Here is a 16,137-nt window from a genome sequence, read left to right on the forward strand (position 1 = left end):
ACCGCCGTCAGCACCACCCACCTCGAAGCGAGGCCTGAGACCCATGCGCATACGAACGCCCGCCGCCGTCGCCGCTGCCGTGCTGCCGCTGCTCGCCCTGACGGCCTGCGGCAGCGGCGGGACCGCGGACGGGCAGCCCGCAGGCGCGGCCTCCGCGGTTCCCACCGCCGATGTGGTCGGCGCGGTCCACAAGGACCCCGATGCGGCCGGGCTGCTGCCCGCCGAGGTGCGCGAGCGCGGCACGCTGCGCCTGGCCACCTCCATCGGCAGCCCGCCGAGCGCCTTCCACCCCGGCACGGAGAGCAACGCGCCCGCCGGGCAGGACATCGACATCGCCGACGCGGTGGGCCGGGTGCTCGGAGTGCGCCTCGAACGCCAGGAGGCGAGCTTCGAGGCGATCCTGCCCGCCCTGGAAAGCGGCAAGTTCGACTTCGGCACGGGCAACTTCGGGGTCACCGAGGAACGCCTGAAGACCATTGACTTCGTCACGTACATCAATGACGGGCAGGGCTTCTCGGTCCGCAGGGACGACGGCCAGAAGAAGATCACAAGCCTGGAGCAGCTGTGCGGGAAGACCGTCGGGGTCGGCGCGGGCACCACCTTCGAGACCACCCTCGAAGAGAACAAGAAGGTGTGCGCGGCGAGCGGCGAAGAGCCCTATGACGTGAAGGTGTACGCGGAGAACGCCGCCGCCCTGACCAGTCTCCAGCAACGCCGTATCGACGTGATCATGTCGACCATCAACGGCCTGCGCTACCAGGCCGCGCAGCCCGCCGCCGGCGTGAAGTTCCTCGGCGAATTCGCGCGCCTGGACGTCGGGTTCGCGCTGAAGAAGGGCTCGCCGCTGGCGAAGGCGTTCCAGGCGGCCGTGAACAAGCTGATCGAGGACGGCACGTACGACAGGATCCTCAAGAAGTGGGGCACGCAGGAGTCGGCGCTCACCGAGTCACGGATCAGCCCGCCCGAGGTGCGGGCCCCCCGGGAGCGGCGATGAGCGCTGCCGTGATGGTGGACATCCGCGGCGTCCACAAGAGCTTCGGCCCGCATGAGGTGCTGCGCGGTGTCGACCTGCAAGTGCGTACCGGCGATGTCACCGTGGTGATCGGCCCTTCGGGTTCGGGCAAGTCGACACTGCTGCGCGGCATCAACCACCTGGAGAAGCTCGACCGGGGCTCGGTGAGCATCGACGGCGAGCTCGTCGGCTACCGGCGCCGTGGCGACAAGCTTTACGAGCTCAAGGAGCGGGAGGTGCTTCGCCGGCGCACCCGGATCGGCTTCGTCTTCCAGGACTTCAACCTGTTCCCGCATCTGACCGTCCTGGAGAACATCACCGAGGCCCCCGTCTCGGTGCTGCGCCGCCCTCGTGCGGCGGCACTCACGCGCGCCGAGGAACTCCTGGACCGGGTGGGTCTCGCCGACAAGGCGCGTGCCTATCCGCGTCAGCTGTCCGGCGGTCAGCAGCAGCGCGTGGCCATCGCCCGCGCGCTCGCCCTCGATCCGCGGGTGCTGCTCTTCGACGAGCCGACATCGGCGCTCGACCCGGAGCTGGTGGGCGAGGTACTCGATGTCATCAAGGACGTGGCCCGCACGGGCACCACGATGATCGTGGTGACGCACGAGATCGGCTTCGCCCGGGAGGTCGCCGACACCGTGGTCTTCATGGACGACGGGGTGATCGTCGAACAGGGCCCGCCCGCCGAGGTGCTCGACCGCCCGCGCCAGGCCCGCACCCGCGCCTTCCTCTCCAAAGTCCTGTGACCGCCACCGCCACCCGCACCTCTGTGACCCGGAAGGAGCACCGAACACCTCATGAGATTCCAGGTCCTGTCGATCATCCCGCACGCCCCGCACCCGCTGACCGGTGAACTGCCCACGGCTGCCCAGCGGTTGACCGAGGTGGTCGACACCGGCGTGGCGGCCGAGGAGCTTGGCTTCGACGCGTACGCGGTCGGGGAGCGGCACGCGGGCCCGTTCCTGTCATCAAGTCCCGCGGTGGTGCTCGGCGCGCTCGCGGCGCGCACCTCGCGCATCAGACTGCTCACCGGAGTGACGGTCGTGGCGATCCTCGATCCGGTACGGGTCGCCGAGGAGTACGCGACGCTCGACCAACTCTCCGGCGGTCGCGTCGAGTTGGTCATCGGCAAGGGCGCGGAGGCGGGTCACTTCGATCTGTTCGGCCTGGACGAGGCCAGGCAGTGGGACTACCAGGCGGAGAAGTACGAGCTGCTGCGCCGTCTTTGGCGTGAGGAGGGCGTCGACTGGGAGGGCGAGTTCCGCCCGCCGCTCAAGGGCGTCACGACGGTGCCACGGCCCTACGCGGGGCCGCTGCGCGTCTGGCACGGCTCGGCCACCAGCCTCAACTCCCCCGAGCTGGCGGCCAAGCACGGCGATCCGCTGTTCACCGCCAATGCCGTGCAGCCCCGCGAGGCGTACGCGAAGCTGATCCGCCACTATCGCGAACGCTTCGCGGCCCACGGCCACGACCCGGCACGCGCGCATGTGGCGGCCGGCTCGGGCGGACTGCTCATCGCGGAGAGCGAGCGCCACGCCATCGCCCGCTACAAGGAGCTGTACGAGGCCAGGGTGCGGCAGAACTTCAAGCCGCACCTCGAGGGCCGGGCGGGCTACAACACACCGTTCCGCACGATCGAGGAGGCCATCACGGACGGACCGCAGCTGATCGGCAGCCCGCAGCAGATCATCGACAAGATCCTCGGCTACCAGGAGGCATACGGGCACGATCTGCAGTCGGTCACGGTCGACGGCTTCGGGCTCGAACCGGCGGCGCAGCGCGAGCAGTTGCAGTGGTTCGCCGAGGAGATCGCCCCGGTGGTACGGCGGGCAGCGCCCACGACGCTGTGGGAACCGCCCGCCGCATGAGGGGGGCTAAGCGGCCGGCACGAGGTCGGCCCGGCCGAACAACAGGGCGTAGCCGCGCGGCAGTTCGGCCAGGGTGCGGGTGACGAGTTCGCCACCCACGCACTCGGCGACCGCGCTCAGGACGGAGCTGACGTCCCAGCGGGCGGTGGCCGCCGTGGCGCCCTCGATACGGGCCGCGACGTCATCCACGAACTCGGCGGCCGTCAGCGGCTGAGTCACCGGGATCTGCGCGGCCAGGACGCGCGCGCCCTCCTCGGGCAGCCGGTGGGCGAGCTCCACGCGGACCTCGCCCACCACTTGGCCGCCCAGGGCGGACAGCACGATCCGGGTGACGTGCTCCGCCTCGGCGGCCGTCCCGTACTGGCCCGCCCGCCGTACCCCGTCGATCAGTCGGCTCCATCGCATGGCGCGGTCGTTCCTCCACTTCGTCGTTGTCTTCTTCGGTGAGTAGGTGTCTTCGGGATTCTTCAGGTGTCTTCAGGTGTCGTCAGGTGTCTTCGCTTGCCTTCGCTTGCCTTCGTCCGCCTGTAACCGGCTTCGCCGGATGTATGCGTGTGCGCCGGGGCGGGTCAGCCGGCGATCTGCTTGCGCTCGCCGCTGCCGCCGCCGCTGATCTGGATCTTGCGCGGCTTGGCCTGCTCGGCGACCGGGATGCGCAGGGTCAGGACGCCCGATTCGTAGGAGGCGTCGATGCGCTCGGTGTCGAGGGTCTCGCCGAGGAACAGCTGGCGCGAGAAGGTGCCGGTGGCGCGCTCGGAGGCGATGAGTTCCGCGCCTTCGGGGGCGGGCGCGCGGCGTTCGGCGCGTACGTTCAGGACGTTGCGTTCGACGCTCAGGTCGATGCTCTCGGGGTCGACGCCCGGCAGGTCGAAGTGGACGACGAAGTCGTCGCCCGCGCGGTAGGCGTCCATCTGCATGGCCACGGGACGGTCGGTGCTGCCGAAGACCTGCTGAGCGAGGCGGTCGAACTCCCGGAAGGGGTCGGTACGCATGAGCATCACGGGTCACTCCTCTCCTTGACTATGGGTGCGATGCCCGTACGCCTACTTATATAGCTCGGGGGAGGAAAATTGACAACACCCGACTCAGGCCGGGAGATCGACGGTCAAACAGCGCAGGTCAGGGTGGAGCCGAGACAAGCCGTCCCGGATAGTGAGACCCGTTTGAGTTCGGGCACGAGTTCGGTCAGGGTTCCCGGCATGCCGCGTATCCACCGATCCCCTGAGCGCACGGGCTTCCGCCTCGTGCTCATCGGTGTGCACGCACTCGCGGTCTCCGACATCCACTGTCGCTGAGCCCTCCGGGCCCCGGCGGGGTGTGAAGCCGCGCCGCCTCCGCGCCCGGACTCCGGCACAGAACCCTTTCCCTGTGCCGTCGGTGCGCCCCGCACGGCTTGAGCGAACTCCCGCTGCCACGCCCGCCTTCCGACGGCATCTCCTGCCCCGAAAGGCATCTTTCCCATGCGTGATCGCAGAGCCATGTACCGGCGCGCCGCCGCCTCCGTCGTCAGCCTGACCCTGGCCGGCGGGCTCGCCGCCTGCGCGGGCCCCGACGGCGGCGCGGGCGGTGCGCAGAGCGGCGGCAAGCCCGCCAAGGGCGGCAAGCTCACGGTCCTCAACACCGACCCGCTGGCCGACTTCGACCCGGCGCGCCAGTACACCTCGGGCGGCGGCAATGTGCCCTCGCTCGTCTTCCGTACGCTCACCACCCGCAAGCGGGCCGACGGCGCCGAGGGCACCAAGGTCGTCCCCGACCTCGCCACCGGGCTCGGCACGCCGAGCAAGGGCGCCACGGTGTGGACGTACAAGCTCAAGAAGGGCCTCAAGTACGAGGACGGCTCGCCGATCACCTCCGCCGACATCAAGTACGGCGTGGAGCGCTCCTTCGCGGCCGAACTCTCGGGCGGCGCACCGTACTTGAGGGACTGGCTGATCGGCGGCGCCGACTACGAGGGCCCCTTCGGCAAGGGCAAGCAGGGGAAGCAGGGCAAGAAGAGCCTCGACTCGATCGAGACGCCCGACGCGCACACCATCGTCTTCAAGCTGAACCGGCCCGTCGGTGACTTCCCCTATCTGGCCACCCAGACACAGTTCACGCCGGTGCCGAAGAAGAAGGACACGGTCACCAAGTACGAGGAGCACCCCCTGTCCTCCGGCCCGTACAAGGTGGTCGAGAACACCAACGACGGGGAGCGGCTGCAGCTGGAGCGCAACCCGCACTGGTCGCCCTCGACCGACGACCAGCGCAAGGCCTACCCGGACACCATCGATGTGCGCTCCGGTCTCGACCCGGCCGTCATCAACCAGCGGCTTTCGACCAGTTCGGGCGCGGACGCCGCGGCCATCACCACCGACACCAACCTCGGCCCGGCCGAGCTCGCCCAGATCGGCCAGAACAAGGCCCTCAAGTCCCGGGTCGGCACAGGCCACTTCGGCTACACGAACTACCTGGCGTTCAACCCGGACGTGAAGCCCTTCGACAAGCCCGCGGTGCGCCAGGCGATTTCGTACGCGATCGGCCGCGGCAGTGTCGTCAACGCCGTCGGCGGCAGCTCGCTCGCCGAGCCCGCCACCACGTTCCTGCCGAACCAGAAGGCCTTCGGCCACACGCCGTACGACCACTTCCCCGCGGGGAAGAACGGCAACCCGCAGAAGGCCAAGGAGGTGCTGGCGAAGGCCGGTTACAAGAAGGGCCTCACGATCACCCTCACGCACTCCACCGAGGAGGGCGAGGTCGGCCCGAAGGTGGCCTCCGCGATCCAGCAGTCGCTGGCGAAGGCCGGCATCAAGGTCGAGCTGCGGGGCCTGGAGAAGAACGAGTTCGACGAGAAGCGCTGGGACGCCGAGAACTCCCCCGGCCTCTTCCTCTCGCGCTGGGGCGCCGACTGGCCGGCCGGCTACCCCTTCCTCGCCCCGATCTTCGACGGCCGGCAGATCGTGCGGAACGGCGCCAACTTCAACCACGCCAAGCTCGACGACCCGGCCGTGAACAAGGAGATCGACGCCATCGGCAGGATCACCGATCTGGAAGCAGCCGCGAAGCGCTGGGGCGCCCTGGACAAGAAGATCGGTGAGCAGGCCCTTTCCGTGCCGCTGTACCACCCGGTCTACCAGCGCCTGGTCGGCAAGGACATCAAGAACGTCGTCATCAGCGACTGGACCGGCGTCCTGGACATCTCGCAGGTGGCGGTCAAGTAATGGCGGTACAGGACGTGTTGGCTCCCGGGGCGGCCGAGCAGGCCGCCGCCCCGGGGCCTTCCGAAGGAGCGCACGGCGTGTGGCGGCGCCTGCGCGCACGCCGCTCGGCCGTCGTCGCGGCCGCGGTGCTCGCCGTACTCATCCTCGCGGCGCTCGCCGCGCCGCTGCTCACCCACCTGAACGGCCAGGACCCGTACACGTACCACGACGGCCTGGTGGACTCCGCGAGCGGCGGCGCACCCAGGGGCGCCTTCGGCGGGGTCAGCGGCGAGCACTGGCTCGGCGTCGAACCGGGCACGGGACGCGACCTGTTCGCGCGTCTGGTGTACGGGGCGCGGATCTCGCTGTTCGTCGCGGTCGGTGCGACGCTCCTGCAGCTGGTGATCGGGGTGAGCGTCGGTCTGGCAGCGGCGCTCGGCCGGCGCTGGGCGGACCAGGTGCTCAGCCGCGTCACGGACGTGATGGTGGCGCTGCCCATGCTGGTCCTCGCCATCGCCCTGACCACGGTGGTGCCGCAGGACTTCCCGCGGCCGCTGCTGCTGATCCTCGTCATGGGCGTGCTCGGCTGGGCCGGTACGGCACGCCTCGTACGGGCCCAGACGCTCACCCTCGGCCGCCTCGACTTCGTCGCCGCCGCGCGGCTCGGCGGCTCCGGGCCACTTCGGGTCGTGCGGCGCGAACTGCTGCCGTCACTGGCGGCCCCTGTGTTCACGTTCGCGGCGATCCTGCTGCCGGTCAACATCGTCCTGGAGGCGTCCCTGTCGTTCCTCGGCATGGGCGTCAAGCCGCCGACGCCGTCGTGGGGGCAGATGCTGTCGACGGCGAGCACCTGGTTCCGCGCCGACCCCATGTACGTGCTCGTGCCGTCCGGACTGCTGTTCGTGACCGTGCTCGCGTTCACGGTGCTCGGCGACGCGGTGCGCACGGCGCTCGATCCGCGCGAGGCGAGCCGGCTGCGGGTGGGACGCGAGACGGGCCGACCCGGTACGAGGCGCGGGGGGAAGCAGGAAAGCAGGGGCAGCGGGGGCAGCGGGGGCAGCGGGGGGGCAGAAGCATGACTGACCGTTTCCCGGCCGCGAGGTTCGCGGCCCAACGCCTCGCCGGAGCGCTCCTGGTGCTCCTGGTCCTGTCCATCGCCCTGTACGCGCTGTTCTACCTGGTCCCCGGCGACCCGGCGCGGCTCGCCTGCGGGGAGCGCTGCAACCCGGCGCAGGTCGCCCAGGTCCGCGAGCGGCTCGGCCTCGACCAGTCGGTGTACGCGCAGTATCTGCACTTCCTGCAGGGCCTGTTCGCGGGCCGCGACTTCGGCTCCGGCGCCGCGGTCCAGCACTGCGGCGCACCCTGCCTCGGCCTGTCGCACCAGAACGACCAGGCCGTGACGGCCCTCATCCTCGAAGGCCTGCCGGTCACGCTGTCCCTCGCGCTCGGCGCGATGGTGGTGTGGCTGGTGCTCGGCGTCGGCACGGGGCTGCTCTCGGCGCTGCGCCGCGGCGGCCTCACCGAGCGCGTGCTGACGGTCCTCACCCTGGCCGGCACGGGAACTCCCGTGTTCATCCTGGGTCTGCTTCTGCTGATGCTGGTCTGCGCGTATCTGCAGTGGCTGCCGTTCCCGTCGTACGTCCCGCTCTCGCAGGACCCGGAGCAGTGGGCGTGGAACATGCTGCTCCCCTGGCTGACGCTCGGCCTGTTCGAGAGCGCCAAGTACGCGCGCCTGACCCGCTCCGCGACCCTGGAGGTTCTCGCCGAGGACCACATCCGCACCTTCCGTGCGTACGGGGTGAGTGAGCGTGCCGTGGTCACGCGGCACGCCCTGCGCGGGGCGCTGCCCCCGGTGGTGGCCCTGACCGCCGTCGACCTCGGTTCCATGATGGGCGGCGCCATGCTCACCGAGTCGCTGTTCGGGCTGCCGGGGCTCGGCCGTCTGCTCATCGAGAGCGTCAACAAGGTCGATCTGCCGGTGGTCGTCGGCGTGGTTCTCGTCATCGGCGCCGCCGTCGTCCTCGCGAGCGCCGTGGCGGATGTCGTCTACGCGCTCGCCGACCGAAGGGTGGTGCTGTCGTGACGGCGGTACGCGAAGAACTCGCTGCTACGGATACGGGGGCCGCAGGGGCCGAACCGCTTATCGATGTGCGGGAGTTGACGGTCGAATTCCCTGTCGGCGGCGGCTCGGTGCGCGCGGTGGACGACCTCTCCTTCACCCTCTCCCCCGGGCGGGCGCTCGGCATCGTCGGCGAGTCCGGATCCGGCAAGTCCACCGTCGCCGGTGCGCTGCTCGGCCTGCACCGGGGTACGGGGGCGCGGCTGACCGGCACGGTGCGTGTCGGCGGCATCGACGTGGGCGCCGCGTCGGCGCGTGAACTCAAGCGGCTGCGCGGCGACACGGCCGCGATGATCTTCCAGGATCCGTTGTCGTCCCTCGACCCCTATATGGCGATCGGCGACCAGATCGCGGAGGTCCACCGCACCCACGCGCCGCAGGTGTCACGCCGGGCCGCACGCGACCGGGCGGTCACGGTGCTCGACCGGGTCGGCATCGCCGACGCGGCCCGCCGCTCGCGGTCACGGCCGCACGAGTTCAGCGGCGGTATGCGCCAGCGGGCCCTGATCGCGATGGCCCTCGCCTGCGAGCCGCGGGTCCTGGTCGCCGACGAGCCGACCACGGCGCTCGACGTCACCGTGCAGGCTCAGATCCTCGACCTGCTGCACGAGTTGCGGGCCGAGACCGGCATGGGCCTGGTCCTCGTCTCGCACGACCTCGGCGTGGTCGCGGGCAGCGTCGACGACATGCTGGTCATGCGCGACGGCCGGGCCGGCGAACGCGGCCCCGTGGGCCGCGTCCTCACGGCACCGGCGGAGCCGTACACGCGGGCACTGCTGGCGGCGGTGCCTCGCGTGGAGACGCCGCGTGCCGAGGCGCCGCGCGGCGCAGCGCCCGCCTCAGGCGGCGATGTGCTCCTCGAAACCGTCGCGGTACGGAGGGAGTTCGGGCGCAGGAAGAGGCGTACGACGGCGGTGGACGGGGTGTCCCTGACCGTCTCGGAGGGCGAGACGCTCGGTGTCGTCGGGGAGTCGGGCAGCGGCAAGACCACCCTCGGCCGGATGCTGGTACGGCTGCTCGAACCCAGCGGCGGACAGGTGCGCTACCGGGGCCGTGCGCTGACCGGGATGCGCAGCGAACTGCAGATGGTGTTCCAGGACCCGGTGTCCTCGCTGAATCCGCGCCGTGGCATCGGGGAGTCGGTCGCCGACCCGTTGCGCGCGGCGGGCGCCCTCACGGACACCGAGATCACCCGGCGCGCGGGTGAACTCCTGGAACGGGTGGGCCTGGACCCGCGCTGGTACCACCGCTACCCGCACGAGCTGAGCGGCGGCCAGCGCCAGCGCGTCGGCATCGCCCGCGCGCTCGCACCCGAGCCGAAGCTGATCGTGTGCGACGAGCCGGTCTCCGCGCTCGACGTCACGACACAGGCCCAGGTCCTCGGCCTGCTCAGCGAACTGCAGCGCGAACTGGGCCTCGCCCTGGTCCTCATCGCCCACGACCTGGCGGTGGTACGCCAGGCCGCCGACCGGGTCGCGGTGCTGCGCGCCGGTGCGATCGTCGAGGAGGGCCCGGTGAACACGGTCTACGACCACCCTCAAGACCCGTACACCAAGGCCCTGTTGGCAGCGGTGCCGGTCCTCGACCCGCAGGAGGCCACGGCCCGCAGGTCGGCCCGCTCGGCCACGCGGGAGGGGATGCGGATGGCGGGGTGAGGTGAGGGGGCGCCACCGGCGTGTGCCGGCCCTTGGCGTCCGGAGGGGGGAGGCCAGGGGCCGCTTCGGCGGGTGAGCGGTGCCGGAGCAGTCCGGGTGCAGGAAATCGCGTGGCAGACCCGGGAGCCCGCTCGTCACACTGGCCGCATGAGTTCCAAGGACCACAGGAACCCGGAACGCGAGTACGCCTGGCTCGGTGACCCGATCGACGCCCGTCCGCTCTTCGTACCCGAACAGGCCGCGCTGATGGCCACCTTGCGTGGCCTGGCGGCCCCCGACTGGGGGCGGGAGGCGCTGCCGGGGTGGACCGTGCGCGATCTGGCCGCGCATCTGCTCGGCGACTTCTACGGCCGGCTCGGAAGCGCCCGTGACGGCCACCGGGGAGGCCCCGCCCCCGCGCCGGGCGAGACGCTGGAGGCGTTCATCCACCGCATCAACCAGGAGTGGGTGGACGCTCACACGCGGGTGAGCCCCGCAGCGCTCACCGACACCCTGGACCTGGTCGGCGCGCAGCTCGCCCGCTTCTTCGCGGGCGTCGACCCCGACGCGCCCTCGATGGGAGTGTCATGGGCCGGCGCCGACCCGGCGCCCATGTGGCTCGACTGCGCCCGTGACTTCACCGAGTTCTGGACGCATCGCCAGCAGATCCGGCACGCCACCGGCCAGGACACCGACCCCGAGCCACGGCTCCTGTCCGTGGTCCTGGACACGTTCATGCGGGCGCTGCCGCACACGCTGCGCGAGGTCGACGCGCCCGCCGGCACACAGGTCCGGGTCGACGTCGGCGGACCGGCCGGGGGCACGTGGACGGTCACCGCGACCGGCGACCGCTGGACGCTGGCCGAGCCCGCCGCCGGGCACTCGGCCGCGCGCCTCGGCCTGGACGCGGAGACGGCCTGGCGGCTCTGCACCCGCGGCATCCACCCGGCCACCGCCCTGAGCCGCGCGCACATCGACGGCGACCCTCAACTCGCCGAAGCGGCCTGCCGGATCGTGTCCATCATCTACTGAATCGTCTACTGAGGCGCCAAGGTATTGACGCACTGACGACGTGCGTCGCCGTTCAGTCCTCGACGGGTACGTACTTGTAGCCCACCCGCCGCACCGTCACGATGCTCCGGCGATGGGCCTCGCCGAGCTTGCGACGGAGCCGGGCGATATGGACATCGACCGTACGGCCGTCGCCGACGTGGCCGTAGCCCCACACACGGGAGACCAGATACTCGCGCGAGTGCACCCGCTGCGGGTGCCCCACCAACTGCGCGAGCAGCTCGAACTCCAGGTATGTGAGGTCGAGTTCACGTCCGTCGAGCTCGGCGACATGCCGCTCGGAGTCGATCCGCACACCACCGCGCGGCGAGAACGGCGACGGCGACGGAGATGAGGGCGGGGTGCCGGTATACGGAGCGTCCGCGGCAGGAAGTGCCTGGAGCTGCGGCCTGATGCCGTGGCGGGCGAAGAGTTCCGTGGGATCGGTGCCCTCCGGCAGGAGGACGAGATATCCGACGAACCCCCGGGCACCCTCGGAAACCGGGTGCAGGTGGCGCGGGACGGAGGGCGCGGCGGGGGCGGAGACGGGCAGGGCCGTGGTCATGGCGATCCTCATTCACTGTTCGCTGGGGCCGGATACGGCGGAGCGGGCGCCGCAGCCGGGAGGATGCGACGGGGGCCTCACGCCGAGAAAGCGAGAAGGCGGGAGGCCGGGAAGCCGGGAAACCGGGAGGGTGAGAAAGGCCGCCGTGACGGCAACTGGCCCGGTGACGCGGGGAGTTGAGAGCGCGGGTTCGGACGTACACCCTTGCGGGCCCTGGATCCCGCGGCTGTCCGGGCTCACGGCGATCGGCGCAGCGGCGCCCTCGCCTCCGGGGCCGGATCCCGTCCCGAGCGCCTCTTAAGCGCGACAGCAGACGGCGCTGGCGACGCGACGGAAGTCGACGTGCCTGCGGCGGACGAGCGGCTGCTGCGTACGGGACATGTCCCCCATCCTCCGTGCCCGCGGGACCTGCGTCAATGTTTCCTAGCAAAATACTAGGGAAAGATTGAGGGCACCCCGGGAACGGGGAAAGCGTCCGCCCCGGACGTACGGAATGGCGGACGGAATGGCGTACGGAATGGCGTACGGAATACTGCAGGCATGCGAATCTCAGCCAGGGCGGACTACGCGGTGCGCGCCGCGCTCCAGCTAGCCGCGTGCACGGACGCCGGGCCACTGAAGGCCGAGGCCATCGCCGGTGCGCAGGAGATTCCGCACAAGTTCCTGGAGGGCATCCTCAACGACATGCGCCGCGGCGGCCTCGTCCTCAGCCAGCGCGGCGGCAACGGCGGTTACCGGCTCGCCCGCCCGGCGTCCGAGATCAGCATCGCCGATGTCATCCGCACCGTGGACGGACCGCTGGTCTCGGTGCGGGGAGTGCGTCCGCCCGAGCTGTCGTACTCCGGGCCCGCCGAGTCCCTGCTGCCGCTGTGGATCGCGGTGCGGGCCAACGTCCGCCAGATCCTGGAGGGCGTCTCGCTCGCGGATGTGGCCTCGGCCGGACTCCCCGAGAACGTGATCGGCCTGACGAAGAACCCGGCGGCCTGGACGAACCCCTGACGCCCACCCCCTGAGCCCGGCGGGACCCGCACAGATACGCTGCGGACACCCGCGCACCACAGACCACCTGGGGGTTCTGCCGTGCCCAAGTCACCCAACTCACCCGAGTCGCCCAACCCGCCCGAGTCATCCAACTCAGCAGGCCCGGCCAACTCACCCGAGTCGCCCCGTCCCGCGGTCCGGACCGAGCACGACGGCCCCGTCCGCACCGTCGTGCTGAGCCGGCCCGCCGTCCGCAACGCGGTCGACGGCCCGACGGCCGCCCAACTCGCCGACGCCTTCCGTGCGTTCGAGGCCGACCCGGACGCCGCGGTCGCCGTGCTGTGGGGCGAGGGCGGCACGTTCTGCGCCGGCGCCGACCTCAAGGCCGTCGGCACCGAGCAGGGCAACAGGCTCGCGGCCGACGGCGCCGGACCCATGGGCCCCACCAGGATGCGCCTGTCCAAGCCCGTGATCGCCGCGGTGAGCGGCCACGCGGTGGCCGGAGGACTCGAACTCGCCCTCTGGTGCGACCTGCGGGTCGCCGAGGAGGACGCGGTCTTCGGCGTGTTCTGCCGCCGCTGGGGCGTGCCGCTCATCGACGGCGGCACGGTGCGGCTGCCGCGCCTGATCGGCGAGAGCCGCGCCATGGACCTGATTCTCACGGGCCGGGCCGTCCCCGCGCAGGAGGCGTACGACATCGGGCTGGCCAACCGCCTCGTCCCGCCGGGCGAGGCCCGCGCGGCGGCGGAGCGGCTCGCCCACGAGCTCGCCGCGTTCCCGCAGTTGTGCATGCGCCACGACCGTCTCTCCGTACGCGAACAGCACGGACTGAGCGAACCGGACGCCCTGGCCGCCGAGTTCCAGCACGGCCTGGTGCCGCTCACCGCAGGTGAAACCCTGTCCGGCGCCGCCCGGTTCGCGTCCGGCGCGGGCCGCCACGGTTCGTTCACCGACTGAGACACGGACCGGGCCCCGACTGAGACCCGCCGCACCGCCAGCCGCACGCTCGTCTCACTATTCGAGGCGGTGCTGTCCAGTGACTGAACACCCCCTTGTTCTACGGCCCGTTCGCACTCACTATTCCTATCAATCAAGTGGGAAAACTAGGGAAGCAACCTGCGAGGTGGACGTGAGAACACTGATCCTGCTGGCCCTGGCCGGGCTCGGTGCCCAACTGGTGGACGGCAGCCTCGGCATGGCCTACGGCGTCACGTCCACCACCCTGCTGCTCGCCATCGGCACCAACCCCGCGGCCGCGTCCGCCACCGTGCACCTCGCCGAGATCGGAACCACGCTGGCGTCCGGAGTCGCCCACTGGCGGTTCGGGAACGTCGACTGGCGGGTCGTGGCGAAGATCGGGCTGCCCGGAGCGGTCGGCGCGTTCGCCGGTGCCACCTTCCTGTCCAGCCTCTCCACCGAACTCGCAGAGCCCGCGATGGCCCTGATCCTGCTGGCGCTCGGCCTCTACGTACTGACCCGCTTCACCTTCATGGGCCTGCCGTCCGGCAATCTCGGCAAGCCGCTGCGCAAACGGTTCCTGTCGCCGCTCGGCGTGGTCGCCGGGTTCCTGGACGCCACCGGGGGCGGCGGCTGGGGGCCCGTCGGCACCCCGGCGATCCTGGCCAGCGGGCGGCTCGAACCGCGCAAGGTGATCGGCTCGGTCGACACGAGCGAGTTCCTCGTCGCCGTCGCCGCCAGCCTCGGCTTCCTCGTCGGCCTCGGCTCCGAAGGCGTCAACATGGCCTGGGCGGGCGCCCTGCTGGCGGGCGGCCTGATCGCCGCCCCCGTCGCCGCCTGGCTGGTGCGCCATGTACCGCCGCGCGTCCTCGGCTCGGCCGTGGGCGGCATCATCGTCCTCACGAACGTCCGCACCCTGCTGCGGAGCGACTGGCTCGGCGCGTCCGACGGCGTGCAGTGGGCGGCGTACGGCCTGATCTACGCGGTGTGGGCGGCGGCCCTCGCGTACTCGATCCGGGCCCACCTGCGTCAGCGGACCGCGCCCCGTGAGCCCGTGGCCGCCGGGTCCGGCGCGCCAGGCGCAGCCGACACCGCCGACACCACCGGCATCTCCGAAACCACTTACGCCGGTGCCACCCGCGCCGCCCCTGTCGACGAGACCTCCAGGGTCTGATGGCGGCGACATGAGGGGCCCGACCATCCATCCGCCCATCCATCCATCCGTCCACCCGACCCGACGCGGAGGTCCAGCGTGTCCGCACCAACCGCACCGGATGCGCCGAACGCCCCCGCAGGCCAGGGCAGGTGGCCACGCGTCGCCCAAGAGGTCGCGGACGACCTCGCCGTCGACGCGGCGGCCAGGGACCGCGCGGGCAAGCCGCCGTTCGACGAGGCGGCCCGGCTCCGGGAGGCGGGGCTGCTCGCCTTCCTGACCCCGCCGGGCCCGCAGGGGCGCGGCGCCGACTGGCTGACCGCCTGTGCCGTCGTACGGCAGATCGCGGCGGCGGACAGCTCCGTGGGTGAACTCCTCGCCCACCATTACGTATCGGGATGGGCGCCGCGCTTCTTCGGCGGCCCGCGCACGGCCGGCACCCTGGAGGCACGGGCCGCCGCAGAGCACTGGCTGTGGGGCGGAGCCACCGAACCGGCCGAGGCACACGGCCGCTCACCGGGCCGGCTCACCCTGACCCCCGCGCGCGGCGGATATGTCCTCAACGGGCGCAGGGCGCTCGCGGCCGGGGCATCCGTCGCCGACCGCTTCGTGCTCGCCGCACCGCGCGCCGACACCGGTGAGACGCTGATCGCGGTCGTGGACCCGGCGCACCCGGGCGTGAGCGCGGAACCGGCCCATGACCGGCTCGGGCAGCGGCTCACCGGGGCGGGCACGCTCGGCATGGAGAACGTGCCGGTCGCCGCCGCCCACATCCTGGGCCTGGTGCCGCGCGACGAGCACGCGATCTCCCCGTTCACCGCGCTCGCGCCGCTCGCCCTGCGCCTGATGCTCACCCAAGTCGGCCTGGGCAACGCGGAGGGAGCGCTCGCCGAGGCCCGCGACGCCAGCCTCGCGTCCCCGCACGGCGGCCCGGTGGCCGCGCCAGGCACCGGTGGGCACCTGCCCGTATACGCGGACGGGTACGCGGACGGATACGGACACGGGCACAGGGACGACGGGTACGGGTACGGCGGCAGCGACCGGTACGACGTGGGCCCGGCGGCCGATGACCCCTATCTCCTTCTCGCCTACGGGGAGTTGGCGACTTCCGCGCACACGGCCGGTGCCGTCGTGGCCCGTGCTTCCGAGGCCCTTGCTCAGGGGCTGCTGCGGGGAGCGGCGCTCGACATCGACGAGCGCGCCGAGATCGCCGTCCTGGTGTCCGCGGCAGAAGCCGTCACCGCGCAGGCCGCGCTGCGGATCACGACCCGCGTCCTGGAACTCACCGCGCGGGCCGACGACACGGCGACCGCGCGGACCGAAGGCACGGGGCAGCCGCCGGGGTTCGACCGGTTCTGGCGCAACGCGCGGGTCCTGACCGCACTCGACTCCCCCAGCCGCCGCCTGCGCGCCATCGGCGACCACTACCTCAACGGCACTCCCCCACCGCTGACGCTGCGCGCCTGAACGACCGCGGCCCGCACCTGAGTCCGCAGATGACTTGTTTTCTTCTGGCTGGCACCGGAATCACGCTGTTACATGTACCGCGCCGTATCGCGTAATCCCTTCAGGAGCGATGAGCCGACGGCGACCGCGTACACACGGAAGGTTCCGAGCCCATA

The 16,137-nt window shown here is 71.5% G+C and carries 16 protein-coding genes; 12 read left to right on the forward strand and 4 right to left on the reverse strand.

All coding sequences use genetic code 11. The features are described 5' to 3' along the window. Positions 1 to 43: 43 nt before the first annotated feature. From ACFQVC_RS09570 to ACFQVC_RS09580, 3 genes are read left to right on the forward strand one after another with little or no spacing between them, the layout of a single operon-like run. Entirely contained in the window at positions 44 to 994 is a 951-nt protein-coding gene (locus ACFQVC_RS09570) for an ABC transporter substrate-binding protein (RefSeq protein ID WP_381828902.1), read from the forward strand. Then, positions 991 to 1,758 (forward strand): amino acid ABC transporter ATP-binding protein, encoded by a 768-nt coding sequence (locus ACFQVC_RS09575; RefSeq protein ID WP_381828904.1) that lies wholly within the window; start codon positions 991 to 993, stop codon positions 1,756 to 1,758. Before ACFQVC_RS09570 ends, ACFQVC_RS09575 begins: the two co-directional genes overlap by 4 nt. Positions 1,759 to 1,809: 51 nt before the next feature. After that, positions 1,810 to 2,880, forward strand: coding sequence for an LLM class flavin-dependent oxidoreductase (locus tag ACFQVC_RS09580; protein WP_381828906.1), 1,071 nt, complete (start codon positions 1,810 to 1,812; stop codon positions 2,878 to 2,880). Positions 2,881 to 2,886: 6 nt separating this feature from the next. On the opposite strand, the gene ACFQVC_RS09585 is transcribed toward ACFQVC_RS09580, so the two are convergent. Then, positions 2,887 to 3,285: a DUF2267 domain-containing protein gene (locus ACFQVC_RS09585; protein ID WP_381828908.1), complete on the reverse strand. Its 399-nt coding sequence runs from the start codon at positions 3,283 to 3,285 to the stop codon at positions 2,887 to 2,889. Positions 3,286 to 3,449: 164 nt separating this feature from the next. After that, positions 3,450 to 3,878, reverse strand: a complete 429-nt coding sequence (locus tag ACFQVC_RS09590; RefSeq protein ID WP_381829526.1) for an Hsp20/alpha crystallin family protein — start codon at positions 3,876 to 3,878, stop codon at positions 3,450 to 3,452. A 462-nt stretch (positions 3,879 to 4,340) separates the two neighbouring features. On the opposite strand from ACFQVC_RS09590, the gene ACFQVC_RS09595 reads away from it, so the two are divergent. From ACFQVC_RS09595 to ACFQVC_RS09615, 5 genes are all read left to right on the forward strand, one after another. Continuing rightward, on the forward strand, positions 4,341 to 6,077 hold the full coding sequence (locus tag ACFQVC_RS09595; protein WP_381828910.1) for an ABC transporter substrate-binding protein: 1,737 nt from the start codon (positions 4,341 to 4,343) through the stop codon (positions 6,075 to 6,077). Further along, the gene (locus tag ACFQVC_RS09600) at positions 6,077 to 7,135 is read left to right on the forward strand and encodes an ABC transporter permease (protein ID WP_381828912.1); all 1,059 of its coding nucleotides are present in this window, start codon (positions 6,077 to 6,079) and stop codon (positions 7,133 to 7,135) included. Before ACFQVC_RS09595 ends, ACFQVC_RS09600 begins: the two co-directional genes overlap by 1 nt. Further along, positions 7,132 to 8,139, forward strand: coding sequence for an ABC transporter permease (locus ACFQVC_RS09605; RefSeq protein WP_381828914.1), 1,008 nt, complete (start codon positions 7,132 to 7,134; stop codon positions 8,137 to 8,139). The genes ACFQVC_RS09600 and ACFQVC_RS09605 overlap by 4 nt, the downstream gene beginning before the upstream one ends. Next, positions 8,136 to 9,830, forward strand: a complete 1,695-nt coding sequence (locus ACFQVC_RS09610) for a dipeptide ABC transporter ATP-binding protein (RefSeq protein ID WP_381828915.1) — start codon at positions 8,136 to 8,138, stop codon at positions 9,828 to 9,830. The genes ACFQVC_RS09605 and ACFQVC_RS09610 overlap by 4 nt, the downstream gene beginning before the upstream one ends. A 147-nt stretch (positions 9,831 to 9,977) precedes the next feature. Next, complete coding sequence (locus tag ACFQVC_RS09615; RefSeq protein ID WP_381828917.1) at positions 9,978 to 10,841, forward strand: maleylpyruvate isomerase family mycothiol-dependent enzyme; 864 nt, start codon at positions 9,978 to 9,980, stop codon at positions 10,839 to 10,841. A gap of 52 nt (positions 10,842 to 10,893) precedes the next feature. Here the strand turns inward: ACFQVC_RS09615 and ACFQVC_RS09620 are convergent, their stop codons facing one another. Both ACFQVC_RS09620 and ACFQVC_RS09625 read right to left on the reverse strand, forming a co-directional pair. Further along, entirely contained in the window at positions 10,894 to 11,424 is a 531-nt protein-coding gene (locus ACFQVC_RS09620) for a winged helix-turn-helix domain-containing protein (RefSeq protein WP_381828919.1), read from the reverse strand. A 297-nt stretch (positions 11,425 to 11,721) separates the two neighbouring features. Further along, positions 11,722 to 11,814 (reverse strand): putative leader peptide, encoded by a 93-nt coding sequence (locus ACFQVC_RS09625; protein ID WP_381828921.1) that lies wholly within the window; start codon positions 11,812 to 11,814, stop codon positions 11,722 to 11,724. Between the two features lie 150 nt (positions 11,815 to 11,964). Between ACFQVC_RS09625 and ACFQVC_RS09630 the strand changes: the two genes are divergently transcribed. From ACFQVC_RS09630 to ACFQVC_RS09645, 4 genes are all read left to right on the forward strand, one after another. Beyond that, positions 11,965 to 12,423 carry an RrF2 family transcriptional regulator gene (locus ACFQVC_RS09630; protein ID WP_381828923.1) on the forward strand — a complete coding sequence of 153 codons (459 nt, stop codon included), beginning with the start codon at positions 11,965 to 11,967 and terminating at the stop codon, positions 12,421 to 12,423. 81 nt (positions 12,424 to 12,504) lie between these two features. Beyond that, the gene (locus tag ACFQVC_RS09635) at positions 12,505 to 13,362 is read left to right on the forward strand and encodes a crotonase/enoyl-CoA hydratase family protein (protein WP_381828925.1); all 858 of its coding nucleotides are present in this window, start codon (positions 12,505 to 12,507) and stop codon (positions 13,360 to 13,362) included. A 172-nt stretch (positions 13,363 to 13,534) separates the two neighbouring features. Beyond that, positions 13,535 to 14,536: a sulfite exporter TauE/SafE family protein gene (locus ACFQVC_RS09640; protein WP_381828927.1), complete on the forward strand. Its 1,002-nt coding sequence runs from the start codon at positions 13,535 to 13,537 to the stop codon at positions 14,534 to 14,536. Between the two features lie 78 nt (positions 14,537 to 14,614). Beyond that, complete coding sequence (locus ACFQVC_RS09645) at positions 14,615 to 15,982, forward strand: acyl-CoA dehydrogenase family protein (RefSeq protein WP_381828929.1); 1,368 nt, start codon at positions 14,615 to 14,617, stop codon at positions 15,980 to 15,982. Positions 15,983 to 16,137 lie beyond the last annotated feature (155 nt).

The organism is Streptomyces monticola, from assembly GCF_042665355.1.
Lineage (GTDB): Bacteria > Actinomycetota > Actinomycetes > Streptomycetales > Streptomycetaceae > Streptomyces > Streptomyces monticola.